The following is a 12,690-nucleotide window of genomic DNA, read 5'->3' as shown; positions in this document are numbered from 1 at the left end:
CGGTGTGAGAGGCATAGAAGGTCGCGATAAGTTTGACATTCGACCCTGGCTACGTTGTGTTGATTTGTCAATTGACAAACTTATCGCGCCCCTTTGTCATAGTTAACGCAACCTAGCAGTATTCTTTTTTTCCTCCCCTGCCGTGCATTTGCCATAACAATTGATTATAATATAAGTAGCTACAAAGAAAGGTGTGATTTTATGAAACTTGCGAGAGTATTATTTAGTTTTATGTTAGCGTTATGCGTATGCTTTGCTACTACAGAAAAAGTTAAAGCTGCAGATAGGGATAACTGTATCAACGTAACTGCCAGTGCCTCTATGGAAGTAGCTCCTGATATGGCGTATGTTTTATTCACTGCCGATGGTTCCGGAGTTAGTGCAGATTTAGCTGCAAAAGAAGTAAGTACAAAAATGGATAACGTTCGTCGAGCACTTTTAGGACTGGGAATTTTAAGTAACGATATAATAACTCAAAATTACAATACTAGCGCCATATACGACACCAAGGGTAAGGTTAACGGCTATAAGGCAGAAAATCATATTAAAGTTACGGTCAATGATATATCAAAAGTTGGCAATGTTATAGATAAAATAACTTCAACCGGCATTAATCAATTACGTGGTGTTACCTTTACAGTAAAAAACAAAGAGTTATATAAGAATAAATTACTTGCGGAGGCTGTTACTAATGCCCGTAACCAAGCAAACGTTGTGGCTAATGCTGGCGGACGCAGTCTGGGAACTTTAGTTTCAGCTAGCTTTAACAGCTATACGCCTATTGAGAAAAATGTTATGCGTGCAGTAAAAATGGCAGCTGATACTAGTGTTGCATCGACTGTTATCGAAGCAGGAACTATCAATATTTCCGTAACTGTACAAACAACATTTTCTATGAAGTGGAATCGATAAGCAAATGCTGGGATAAGTATAAAAAGCAAGTATCAAGATTTAATCTTACAAATTGACTGCGTAATAGTTCCCATAGGACAGAAACTACACCAGCTTCGGGGCATATAGAGATACATGACTACAATGCCGATGATTGTTGAAGTCAACATAAAACTATATAGTCCAAAACTGAAGCTTGCTACCCATGGCTCAACGAGTCCCGGAGTAAATGCCCAATTCCATGGTATATTCATTGTCCAAAGAAGCGTAACAGCTGCCTTTAATGTTTTGACTCCAGCGGCAACAAGGTACGTGTTATATAACATCGTGCAGAACATGCTCATGAAAAAGATTAAGAAAGCAAAACGGAACCCTTTTTCGCAAAGGAATCTAGGAGTCGGAGCATATCTAGATACTTTCCAGTCCTTCCCTATCTTTCTCAGTAATTGTCCCCGTCCGCAGTATTTGTTGCAAAAGTTTTTATTGCCATAAAAGCTAGCTAGCAGTAATGGCAACATAAAGTCGATCATACCCAGCCACGCAAAAAGGATATTAAAAAATCCCAAAGTAAAGTACAATATAGGCCATAACCATAGGTAGTCGTACCAAGCTTTTTTAGATCTTGTCATTTATCTTTTCCTCCAATTTAATACTTCCTGCGGGGCAGTTTTTTGCACAAATTCCGCAACCAATACAAATACTAGCATCTACCATTGCATAAGAACCTTTATATATTTGTATTGCACTACGAGGACATTGGTAGGCACATTCGCCACAAGCGACGCATAAATTTCTATTAACTAAAGCATATTTTTTTCGCATAGGTATTTCTTCCTCCGATTGATTATATTGGTATTGAAAGAGACAATATTGGGACGATAAAAGGCGTATAATAAAATAGAAGCTTAGAGATGTGAATATCAAAAGATAATATTCGCCATAATCTATAAGTCTCCCTGCAATTTTAAGGAGGAAAACTATGAAATTTACAAGAAATGGTTATTGGATTCGTAGATACGACCATACTGACTATGTGAACATCCTCTTTGTAATGAATCACTATGATACGTTTAAGTATGATAACGGAAACTGGGTACCGGTTCCTACAGCATGGGAATTAGGCTGGAGTGATGAATGGGATCCAATTACAGAACAAGAAGCCTTTGATATTATTAATAATCTTCGTAAATAAATACTCGGAGGAGGAACATTTTTATGAAATTATTAGAAGAAGCAATTAAATACGCTGTGGAGCATCATAATGGTAGCAATCGCAAAGGAAAGAATGTCCCCTACATTCTGCACCCTTTGGAAGCTTTGAATATTCTCTACCGCATGGATGCCAGTGAAGAAGTGCTTTGTGCAGGCGTGCTCCACGATACGGTAGAAGACACAGACGCAACCATCGCGGATATAACTGTTAAATTCGGAACTCATGTAGCAGAACTTGTTGCCGGTCATTCTGAAAACAAGGATTTGGAATGGGAAGAACGCAAACGCATTGCATTGGCTGATGTCGCAAAAGCGGATAAAGACGAGCAGATGGTAGTTTTGGCAGATAAACTAGCCAACATTCGCGATATCGCCATGGATTATGCTAAAGAAGGCAATAGCCTTTGGAAACGATTTAACAGAGGCTACGAAAAACAGTCGTGGTACTACCACGGCGGCGTGGAAGCTTTGGCCAAACTTGCAGAATACGATGATACCAAACCTTTCTACAATGAATTTAAAGAAAAGGTTGAAATGATATTTAAATAGATAAAAAGCGGTCAGTGGTAAGTATGACATGACTCCCAAAAGTTAGACTTTTAAGCGTAGTAGTTTCAATAGCTACCACGCTATTTTTATAGCAGGATTTTCATGATGCGCGTAGGCCTCCCCTTGCCATGACCTTCCTTAGCAACAATCTGTACGCAGCCGATATCTTCTAGCCTACTCAAAATTCTATTAACACTACGCACTGTCATTTGCATCTCTTGCGCTAAACTCTCTGCTGTAGTAGGATTCCCAGTCGCCACCAAAGCACTACTTAACTTTTGCAAAGTAGTAATAGTAAAACCGCAATGCCTTGCAATTGTCTCTAAAGATGACTCTTCTTTTCGTCCCACGGAAACTGCGGGAGCAGCAGCCTCTGTGTTACTTTTAGCAATATAAGCATGAATATCAGCATCGCGGAAAGCATGGTTAAGCGCCATGGTAGAATGAGCCTTAGCTTCCAGCATACTATCACCTAACCCAATGCCTAGGCAGACCCGAAACCGTTGTAGTTGTTGCCCAAATTGTAACAGCTTAATGTGGTCCTGTTGCTTGAAAAAGACATTCTCCAACATCTTTCTAGATGTGACTATAAACAGAGGCACTATATCATCAGAAAATACTGCTGCTTGTAACTTATGAGCAATAGTGTAGACATATTCCCTAATTTCATGCTGATAACGCAATTTTTCCCAATCGCGTACAGCAGGATCCTTTTCGTTATCAAAAACATAGTTATAATGAATAGCGATAACCGCGTAGTCTCCCTGCTGATCAGATGCATCAAGATGTTGCAGTCGCAAATAATAAACCTGTTCTTTGATAATTTCCTTAGCCGGAAAAATTCTGATGCAGGGTATCTCCGCCTTGGTCAAAAGCTCATGACACACTTGGTGACTAGTTAAACAAATCACCTTATTATTATTTTTATAACGCCTACTATGGGCTTGATATAAATCTTCATTCAATGTCGCCGACTCCGGATTAATAGCATCCGTATAAATTTCAGCATTTTGAATTCCCACTGTATGCAAGGCTTCTTGAATAATTTGCGGATCATACGTATCTAGGCTAATATGTCTTAAATCACTATGCAAAGAAATGCTTGCTTGTAGCAGACTTTGCAAGGCCGAAACACGATTATGAGGAATACAAGTCCAAGGTACTTGTGACTTGGATAGGTGCTTTAAAGCGTAGTGGTAATTATAAGGTCCTGTAAATAGTACCGCATCTACCTTTTTCTCTAATTCGCGAACTTTTGAAGGTGTTTCCTCAATTTTTTCCGTGGCTACAGAAATTACATCAATGTCCTTAATTTCTTCATCTATGACCTTAATGATATTTTCCATAACACTGCGAGCACCGATAATGCCTAGCTTCATCCTTCTCACTATCCTTTAGCCTATAATATTTTTAGACATATTTTCAACTTACAGACATAATTTTACTCCTATTATAGTCTTCTGTCCAGTTGTAATATTATCTGTAGAAATCTTATGTAAGGATGATAACCATGGATTCTAAAGGCATTCTTTCTTTTTTAAAGACCCAACAAAATCAAATCACCTATTTATACGAAAATATTGTGCGGATAGAAACACCTTCTTCCGCCAAAACAGCATTGGAAGAACTTGCAGCCCATCTTGATACATATCTTAATGCTATGGGCTTAAATGTAGTAAAACACTGCTACGAAAATGCAGGTCCCTCCATTGTAGCGAGCACCAAAGCCACCGCTTTACCGCCTATCCTGCTCTGCAGCCATCTTGATACAGTCCATCCTGTAGGTGCTTTCGGAAAAGATGCATTTATACGTGACAAGGATAATCCCGATAAAGTTTATGGTCCTGGCGTTTATGACACTAAAGGCGGTGTTGTCATTGCTATTTTCGTTCTAAAAGCTCTCCTACACTTTGGCTACACGGAACGACAAATCAAATTAGTTTTGGTAAGTGATGAAGAAGTCGCTCATAACCTATCCCAAGGAGCAAGTGCCAAGCTAATTGAAGATGAAGCCAGCGGTGCATGTTGCTGCTTTAACTGTGACAGCGGACGCCTTAATGACAGGATAGTGCTACAGCGTAATGGTGGTGGCATCTTCAAATTAAAAGTACATGGTAAAGCAGCACATGCCGGTAATGCTCCGTGGGAAGGCGCCAATGCCATTTTAGCTGCTTCTAAAATGATTGCAGCCATCGCTGAACTTAACGATTACAATGATGCTTACTTTGGCGCCGGCGTTATTAAAGGCGGTACCAAAAGCAACATCGTTCCCGATTACTGCGAAGTAACCAACGATATTCGTTTTAAAACTAATGCCGCATATAACGACGCTTTAGCTAAAATACGTACCATTGCAGACAGCAATCCTGATTCACGCATCCACGCTGAAGTTGAAGCAACTGGGCTTTTCCGTGCTATGGAGAAAGTACCCAAGACTGACGCTTTGCTAGATCACTTTGCCGATGCTTGCCAAGAACTAGGTTACAACCGCCCCACCGGAGTTTTTGCCGGAGGATGCAGCGACGCAGCATTTGTCACTTATATGGGAGTTCCCACCCTCTGCGGCACAGGAATTGTTGGTGACAACGGACATACTTTAGAAGAATACGCTTTTGAAAGCAGTATTATAGAACAAGCTGCCAAAGTAATTCTTACGATTTTAACCTTACCAGATGATTTTTAAGAAAAGGAGCATTCACAACATGAGAATAGACCGTATAGACATTATTAACGTTCATAATCCCTTCAATCACCCTTTTACTACTAGCTTTACCAGCTTTGTTAATCGCGATGCACTGCTAATCAAGGTTTACTCCGAAGGCTTAGTAGGCTGGGGCGAATGTAAAGCATTTTATGGTCCCTTCTATAATCCGGAAGATAACGGCACGGTACTTCATGTTTTAAAAAACATCATCATTCCCGCCATTTTACATGAAGATATTGCAGGCCCTGCGGAATTCATAGAGAAATTTAAGTATATCAAGGGCAATCGCTTAGCTAAAGCAGCTATTGAAAATGCTCTTTGGGATTTGTTAAGTCAAAGATCCGGAAAATCTATAAAAACACTTTTAGGTGGTACTCAAGATGAAATTAAAGTTGGTGTTTCCCTTGGTAGTGAAAAAACATTGGATGACCTGTACCGCATGATTGAAAAATATCTTAAATTAGGCTATCATCGTACTAAAATCAAAATCCATCCCGGCAAAGATATCGAGGTAATTAAAGGTATCCGTAAGGAGTTTGGCGACATCACACTCACAGTTGACGCTAATTCCGCTTACACGCTTAAAGATGTGGAACTCTTCAAAGCTTTGGATGAATACAAGCTGCAGTATATTGAACAGCCTTTAGGCGAATGTGACTTAGTAGACCATGCTGAGCTACAGTCACAGATTACTACCCCCATCTGTCTCGATGAATCCATCGACTCATACGAAGCCTGCGAAGCAGCTATTAAGCTAAAAGCTTGCCGTGTTGTCAATATAAAATCCAGCCGTGTAGGCGGTATGTACGAAGGCAAACGCATTCATGATCTTTGCGTAGCACATAATATCCCACTTTGGTGCGGTGGCATGACAGAACTTGGCATAGGACGTGTGCAAAACGTTTCCTTCGCTTCCCTCCCCGGCTTTTCGGAATTAGCCCATGATGTGGCTGCTGCAAACCGCTATTTTGAAAAAGATATTACCATTCCCATGGTCGATATTACTGATCGTTGTACTATTATAGTACCTGATGAAACCAATGGCATCAAATACACCATAGATGAGAATGCCATTGACGCAATGGCTGTAGCTCATTGGATTATGAAATAAGGAGCATTATTATGGAATTTAGAGAAATAATCAACAGCCCAGGTATGTGGGTTGCCTCCTCCATTATGATTATCACTATTATCTTAGAAAGTGCTGTTTTCCTTAAAACAGGTATTGAAGAAGCTAAACGCATGGGTATCCCCAAAGAAAAATGGATGGCAGGTCTTCGTTCTGCCGCCATAACCGCTATAGGACCTTCCTTCGCTCCGGTTATCATTATGATGGCGCTTTTAGCGGTAATGGGTACCCCCACTACTTGGATGCGTATGAATGATATCGGTGCCGCTCGCTCAGAAATGGCTATGATTACTCTAGCCGCTAAAGTTGCAGGTGTAGAACCGAACACCGCAACCTGGGGATTAAAAGGTTTTGCCTATGCACTTTGGGGCATGGCATTAAACAATGTTGGTTGGATGTTGGCAGCTTTGCTCCTGACTCATCGTATGAGCAAAGTTGTTGCTTCCATGAATTCAAAATATGATGCACAAACCGTTAAATTATTCATGGCAGGCTCCGGTATCGGCCTTTTCTCCTTTCTTCTTGCCCCTGCTCTAGTACCCTTTAAAGTAGGTACATGGATTGCAGCATTCACAGGTGCAGCTTCTATGGTTGTTATTTCGATCGTATTTAAAAATTACCCCCATATGCAAGAGGTAGCCTTGGGGTTATCCATCGTCATCGGTATGTACGTAACTGCCGCTATTATGGGTTGAGGAGGACAATATAATGAACGCATTCGAAAAGAAATCTATACGTATTGGCGTAACCTTTCTGAGTTGCGGTATTATCGCCAACTTCATTCCCGCTTTATATGTTTATTTCGCGTATGGCATTATCCCACCTCTTAGCGACTTGTTAAAGATTTGGGGTGTCGCTTTGGCAGGCTTCGGCATTACGTATGTAGTCCAACCCACCGCTTTTTACACCATGATGGGCGTAGCTGGCAGTTACATCGGTTGGCTCAGTGGCAACTGCGCCGATATACGCATTCCCGCCATTACCATGGCTCAAAAAGCTTCCGGTTACGAAGCAGCTACTCCTGAAGGAGATGTCATGGCCACTATTGGCGTCGCAGTATCCACATTTGTCTCCATTTTTATTATTTCTACTTTCACGTATCTGGGTGGTGAAGTAATTAACAATCTGCCACCCTTTATTAAGGCTGGTTTCCGGTACTTAATGCCTTCTCTTTTTGGTGCTGTATATATGCAACTGTGTCTGAAACATTTGAAATCAGGATTTATTACTATTGTCTTGGCGGCTGGTGCAGCTTTCCTTTTGAAAAGCTTCCTCCACGTACATATTATCTGGCTTAGCTTAGTCTGCATCGCCATCGGCATAGTTGTAACGCGTATGGTGGAATACAAAAAGCAATAGTAAAGTAATTATATAACTTAATGCTTTTCATTTCACCCGATACATTTTAGCTGGAATAACAAAATGCTCTCTAATTTAAGACTTTAGAGAGCATTTTGTTTTATGTTTGATACCACCATAACTAAATTTCTAGTAATACTTTTTCCACTATCTACGCATAGTTTAAATTTTGAACCATATCATAACACACTTCTATCACACTTACATAGTCAGTCGTATCATTTTATTAATTGTCATATTTATTTTTTCCTGGAGTACCTGGATACAATAATGGTAGTATTGATAATACGAAGGATATTATTTTAAATAAACTTATTCCTGTATTTCCCAAGATGGAAACTATAATACTCCATGGTACTACATAATATCCAGATACCCCGATATCATGAAATCTTTTTACTATTGCACAAATCGAAAGAACAGAAACTCCTAAACAGAAAGGTAGCACTATTAGCCCAGCTGGATATCCTATTGCAACCCCTACTAAAGCAAAGCAAATATATAATGAAATATATATAGCAAGCTCAGTAGCATATTCTGTTCTGTTTTTTCTTCCATTGATTGAAAATTTACTGGAAAATAATTTTATAATTTTACTTTTTATGTTATCTTGTTCTTGATCACCAACAAAATTTTTATTGTTGCTCGTGAAACTTGCCATAATATGTCTGTCTTCGAATTTAGTCTTTTCTGAACTTTTTTTTATGCCTACTTTTTCGTCTGCATATACTGCAATTGACAAAAAAACAAACGCTATAAAATCCCATATTCCATCTCTAAACATTGGCATTTTAGCATCACTGAATGGATTAAAAAACAACGGATTAAAAAATAATGCTAAAATTCCATATAGAGCAGTCAAAAAATTATTATATTTATTTCTAAATTTATATGCCCATATTAAAGCTTGAACAAATATCACGATATTTAATATATATTGACATAATTGAAAGTCAGCTGAATAATACTTCCATCTATGGTTATAAAAAGATTCACTGACTAATGCCATTAATAATGCTATGACTGGTGCTACCATTGTTCCTCTTAATAATATTTTTTTCATATGTAATCAACTCCTGCCCATTATAGTAAAATGAAAACTAATAGAAAAAGTAATCTTTTTCTTTAAAAATCGAATAAAATAGATTCTAACTCATTCACTCTGTCTTCAGCATCGTCTGCTCTTCTCTTTTGCTCGTCTAATTCGTGAGTCAAAGTCTCAATCTGTACTTCGAGATCATAATTTTTATCAAGAATATAATCGTAATCTTTTTTAACAAATGTAATGAAAACACAAAATAGACATTTAATATAAACATTAGAATCGTAATACCATACACAATAGTTGTTTTTTCATTTTTGAGGTTCATATCAATTACTCCGTACATAAAATTATGCTCTCATTATAAAACAGTCTATATAATTATTTCCCCAGATTTCTCAATGTTTCACCCGAAATACGATAAACAGTCCAATCTTGCATTGGTTCTGCGCCCATTGATAAATAAAAATCAATACTGGGCTTATTCCAATCCAAACACCACCATTCCAATCTGCCACATTTCCTTTCAACAGCAATTTTAGCAAGCTGTGTCAAAAGTTCTTTACCATAACCATTGCCTCGGTAATCAGGTCTTACATACAAGTCCTCAAGATAAATACCGGCTCTGCCAAGGAAAGTGGAAAAATTATGGAAAAACAAAGCAAAGCCGATTTCAACACCATCTACCATAGCGAAAATTACTTCTGCTTTGTTTTTGTTAAAAATCCATTCTTCCAAAGTTGGCTCATCTGCAACTACTTCTGCGAGCATCCCTTCGTAGTCGGCTAACTCCTTGATAAATTGAAGTATTAAGCCTACATCTTTTCGTTCTGCGTATCTTATATCCATGCGTTACATTCCTCCGTACACAACTTTTATTTTCACCTCCTCTAATTATACCACACGAATTAAAAGATTGGCGTCGTCTAGACTAAAATGCCTTCCACAATTATAATATAGTTATAAATTAGTAATGAAAATACTAGATGAGGTGCATGATTCCATGGATTTACAAGCTACAGCTGCCAGAATACGGCAAGCATTAGACACGTTAAGAAATTTTACCGCTACTCCTGGGAAAGGCGTCACCCGTCTCCCCTACACGACCGAAGCCAAGCAAGCCTGCTCTTTTCTCCGTGAAATTATAGAAGATGCAGGACTACAAGTACGCTTGGATAATTCTGGCGCTTTAATTGGTCGTCTCGAAGGAGTTGTTTCGGAAACAGTAATGATTGGCTCTCATTTTGATTCTGTCAAAAACGGTGGTGCTTTCGACGGTATTGCAGGCGTAGTTTGCGCCATTGAAGTTGCTAGAGCTCTAGCAGAAGACAAAGTTCAACCGTATTATTCGCTAGAAGTCATTGCTACTAATGATGAAGAAGGCGCACGCTTCCATGCAGGCTTGTTCACAGGTAAAGTGATGGCCGGACAAATCAGCGTCGCAGATTTACAAGCACACACGGACGAAAACGGTATCAGTATTTATCAAGCTATGGAAGCATTCGGTCTGCATCCCGACGAGATACAAAATCATGTTAGAAATGACATCAAAGCCTTCATGGAAATACATATTGAGCAAGGTCCTGTACTGGAAGCTGAAGAAAAACAAATTGGTATCGTAGACGTAATAGTAGGCATCAAACGAGCACTTATCACAGTTCATGGACGAGCAGATCACTCTGGAACCATGCCCATGCATATGCGTAAAGATGCACTGGAACTTGCTACCAAAGCCATAAGCAAAATCAGCGACCGTGCAAGAAACTATCCCGGTAGTGTGGCAACAGTTGGTTTTCTTCAAGTCGAGCCTAATGTAATGAATATTATTCCGCAAAAGGTTTCTTTTACTGTAGATATTCGCGGAACTGACGAAGAAGTAATTAAAGAGCAATATGCTGCTTTAGAGACAGATTTACAGCACTTGAGCGATACTATGGATATGAAGGTAAATGCCGAAGATTTACTGTGGGAAAAGCCTGTGGCGATGGATGAATACTTACGTAACAGCATAGAACTTGCTTGCGACAATCATGGCTTTACTTATATGCATCTTCCCAGCGGTGCAGGACACGATGCCCAGATTTTCGCTGAGCGCTTCCCCACTGCCATGATTTTTGTCCCCAGTGAAAACGGACGCAGCCATTGTCCCGAAGAATATAGCAATGTAGAAGATTTAGCTGCAGCAACGCAGGTAATGTATGATGTAGTGGCGCAAGCATTGTCAAATAAATGACTAAAACTTCCCACATGAAAAATACTGCAAAAACACATTTTGCTCCTTGAAAACTCAATATTTCAGCTAATTTTAGCGCACCAAAATAGCCCGTTGAATATACAACGGTAATTTCTCAACAAATTCACTGACGTAATCTTGCAATTGATCTTTTTTAAGAATAAACTTGTCTAGTAAACTTTCTAACATAACAGTCATCAACAACTTTAATGCGCTTGAAAATCTGATGTCCTCCAGTTCTTGGCACATCATGTAGAATATTTCTCCAAGACTGCGATCATCAGTATTCTCTCTTTGAGCAAGCGCAAGAAACATATAGCGCACGAATACCGTTGCTACATGTGCTGTCAGCGCATCGTAGCTCAAGGAGCGGCACTCTTTTACAAGGTTTAGGTAGGATTTGCATGTCTTAAAAAACACCTCTATCTGCCATCTTTTCCCATAGATTCGGATAATCTCATCCTCTGAAAGGTTGGGATTCGTGCAAATAATAGCAATCCAGTCTTTTCTGTTGCTTTTGTTCCTGACACAGACAATTTTAGCAGGTATTTGCTCGAAATCCTTGCGAACTACGACGTTTACAGAAACAAGGTATCTGCTGCGCCCACGACGTTTTTTGCATTTGTTATAAATCTCGCTAAGAGTCATTTGCTTGCCGTCGAATTCATAATGAATTTTGGGAGATCTTTTTACCATACCAATGGCGTCTAAGCCAAGATTCTTGACTGCAACAAGCTGTGCGGGGTTGGAAAACCACGTGTCAAACAATACGTAGTCCGCAGTATGACCTTCTGCCATAGCGGATTTGAGCTGTTCAAGCATAACTTGAGTAGCCTTGGTTCTTGCTGTTTTACGCCTCTTGGCAGCAACAGAGCGTCCGTCAAAACTTTGGCTGCCGCAAGTGATGTTTTTATCGTTAGGAGAAGCTAGAAGGGTTCCGTTTACAGGAATAAAGGTGTTGCCGTCAGTCCACCCTAGAGTAAGCAGCCTGTATCCTAGCTTGTAACGATGTGTTGTGTGATCAAAAACCTTGGAGCAAAGCTCTGTACATTTACCGCTGGTTCTTTCAAAAAGGCTGTCGTCAATGATGAACGCATTAACTCGGGATTCGCTTGTAAGCGGTCTGATTGCATCGGCAACTTTCTTAGACAGGGCAACAGTAAATTTCTCCCAGTTGGTTCTGGGATTGTTGAGAAATCTATATAAAGAGTTCTTGCTGAAATCTTCTCTGAAACAGCCAAGTTTTTGCTGCAAATACATACTTTGTCCGTTAAAGATGTTTTCAACCTTAAATTTCAGTAATTTTATCGGTGAAATCCCCTTTTCTTTAGTTGAATTGCACTTGTAAAGCAGTTTGCCAACATTGAACTTAGAAAAAAAGCAAGAAACATCATTTTTTAGTTGGTTTACATCGGTGTTTTGTGTTAAAATAGACATGGCATAAATCCCCTTTGCTTTGATTTTGTTAGCGCTTTAATTATACCAAAGGGATACGGTTTATGCCTTTTTTATTGGCTGAAATATTGAGTTTTCAAGGTTCTAACCTATTTTTAGGTGTGGGAAGTTTTAGT

At 39.3% G+C, this 12,690-nt stretch carries 14 protein-coding genes; 8 read left to right on the top strand and 6 right to left on the bottom strand.

From position 1 onward, the window contains the following. Window positions 1–201 precede the first annotated feature (201 nt). Window positions 202–912 carry an SIMPL domain-containing protein gene (locus ACJMM4_RS04045; protein WP_405383178.1) on the top strand — a complete coding sequence of 237 codons (711 nt, stop codon included), beginning with the start codon at window positions 202–204 and terminating at the stop codon, window positions 910–912. 32 nt (window positions 913–944) lie between these two features. On the opposite strand, the gene ACJMM4_RS04040 is transcribed toward ACJMM4_RS04045, so the two are convergent. Together ACJMM4_RS04040 and ACJMM4_RS04035 are read right to left on the bottom strand one after the other, a co-directional pair. Further along, entirely contained in the window at window positions 945–1,520 is a 576-nt protein-coding gene (locus ACJMM4_RS04040; protein ID WP_405380003.1) for a 4Fe-4S binding protein, read from the bottom strand. Next, window positions 1,507–1,713 carry a 4Fe-4S binding protein gene (locus ACJMM4_RS04035; protein WP_405380001.1) on the bottom strand — a complete coding sequence of 69 codons (207 nt, stop codon included), beginning with the start codon at window positions 1,711–1,713 and terminating at the stop codon, window positions 1,507–1,509. The genes ACJMM4_RS04040 and ACJMM4_RS04035 overlap by 14 nt, the downstream gene beginning before the upstream one ends. A 157-nt stretch (window positions 1,714–1,870) precedes the next feature. Between ACJMM4_RS04035 and ACJMM4_RS04030 the strand changes: the two genes are divergently transcribed. Both ACJMM4_RS04030 and ACJMM4_RS04025 read left to right on the top strand, forming a co-directional pair. After that, a complete protein-coding gene (locus tag ACJMM4_RS04030) occupies window positions 1,871–2,083 on the top strand; it encodes a hypothetical protein (protein WP_405379999.1) in 213 nt (70 codons plus the stop codon). Window positions 2,084–2,106: 23 nt separating this feature from the next. Continuing rightward, window positions 2,107–2,652, top strand: a complete 546-nt coding sequence (locus ACJMM4_RS04025; protein WP_405383176.1) for an HD domain-containing protein — start codon at window positions 2,107–2,109, stop codon at window positions 2,650–2,652. 86 nt (window positions 2,653–2,738) lie between these two features. On the opposite strand, the gene ACJMM4_RS04020 is transcribed toward ACJMM4_RS04025, so the two are convergent. Further along, entirely contained in the window at window positions 2,739–4,031 is a 1,293-nt protein-coding gene (locus tag ACJMM4_RS04020; RefSeq protein ID WP_405383174.1) for a hypothetical protein, read from the bottom strand. Between the two features lie 131 nt (window positions 4,032–4,162). Here ACJMM4_RS04020 and ACJMM4_RS04015 point away from each other — a divergent pair, with 131 nt between their 5' ends. From ACJMM4_RS04015 to ACJMM4_RS04000, 4 genes are read left to right on the top strand one after another with little or no spacing between them, the layout of a single operon-like run. Continuing rightward, window positions 4,163–5,335 carry a M20/M25/M40 family metallo-hydrolase gene (locus ACJMM4_RS04015; RefSeq protein ID WP_405383172.1) on the top strand — a complete coding sequence of 391 codons (1,173 nt, stop codon included), beginning with the start codon at window positions 4,163–4,165 and terminating at the stop codon, window positions 5,333–5,335. A gap of 19 nt (window positions 5,336–5,354) precedes the next feature. Further along, on the top strand, window positions 5,355–6,467 hold the full coding sequence (menC, locus tag ACJMM4_RS04010; RefSeq protein ID WP_405383170.1) for an o-succinylbenzoate synthase: 1,113 nt from the start codon (window positions 5,355–5,357) through the stop codon (window positions 6,465–6,467). 11 nt (window positions 6,468–6,478) lie between these two features. After that, on the top strand, window positions 6,479–7,180 hold the full coding sequence (locus ACJMM4_RS04005) for a DUF5058 family protein (RefSeq protein ID WP_405379989.1): 702 nt from the start codon (window positions 6,479–6,481) through the stop codon (window positions 7,178–7,180). Between the two features lie 13 nt (window positions 7,181–7,193). Continuing rightward, window positions 7,194–7,844, top strand: coding sequence for a hypothetical protein (locus ACJMM4_RS04000; RefSeq protein ID WP_405379987.1), 651 nt, complete (start codon window positions 7,194–7,196; stop codon window positions 7,842–7,844). Window positions 7,845–8,070: 226 nt separating this feature from the next. Here ACJMM4_RS04000 and ACJMM4_RS03995 read toward each other — a convergent pair whose 3' ends face one another. Both ACJMM4_RS03995 and ACJMM4_RS03990 read right to left on the bottom strand, forming a co-directional pair. Further along, window positions 8,071–8,907: a DUF805 domain-containing protein gene (locus ACJMM4_RS03995; protein ID WP_405379985.1), complete on the bottom strand. Its 837-nt coding sequence runs from the start codon at window positions 8,905–8,907 to the stop codon at window positions 8,071–8,073. 360 nt (window positions 8,908–9,267) lie between these two features. Beyond that, window positions 9,268–9,735, bottom strand: a complete 468-nt coding sequence (locus tag ACJMM4_RS03990; RefSeq protein ID WP_405379981.1) for a GNAT family N-acetyltransferase — start codon at window positions 9,733–9,735, stop codon at window positions 9,268–9,270. Between the two features lie 124 nt (window positions 9,736–9,859). Here ACJMM4_RS03990 and ACJMM4_RS03985 point away from each other — a divergent pair, with 124 nt between their 5' ends. Further along, window positions 9,860–11,119, top strand: coding sequence for a M20 family metallo-hydrolase (locus tag ACJMM4_RS03985; protein WP_405383168.1), 1,260 nt, complete (start codon window positions 9,860–9,862; stop codon window positions 11,117–11,119). 72 nt (window positions 11,120–11,191) lie between these two features. Here ACJMM4_RS03985 and ACJMM4_RS03980 read toward each other — a convergent pair whose 3' ends face one another. Next, entirely contained in the window at window positions 11,192–12,556 is a 1,365-nt protein-coding gene (locus ACJMM4_RS03980; protein WP_405383166.1) for a transposase, read from the bottom strand. Between the last annotated feature and the right edge of the window lie 134 nt (window positions 12,557–12,690).

Origin of the sequence: Phascolarctobacterium sp. (genome assembly GCF_045124115.1) — a bacterium.
GTDB lineage: Bacteria > Bacillota > Negativicutes > Acidaminococcales > Acidaminococcaceae > Phascolarctobacterium_A.
Note: the sequence above shows the minus strand (reverse complement) of the source record. Positions and strands in the feature narration are given on the sequence as shown.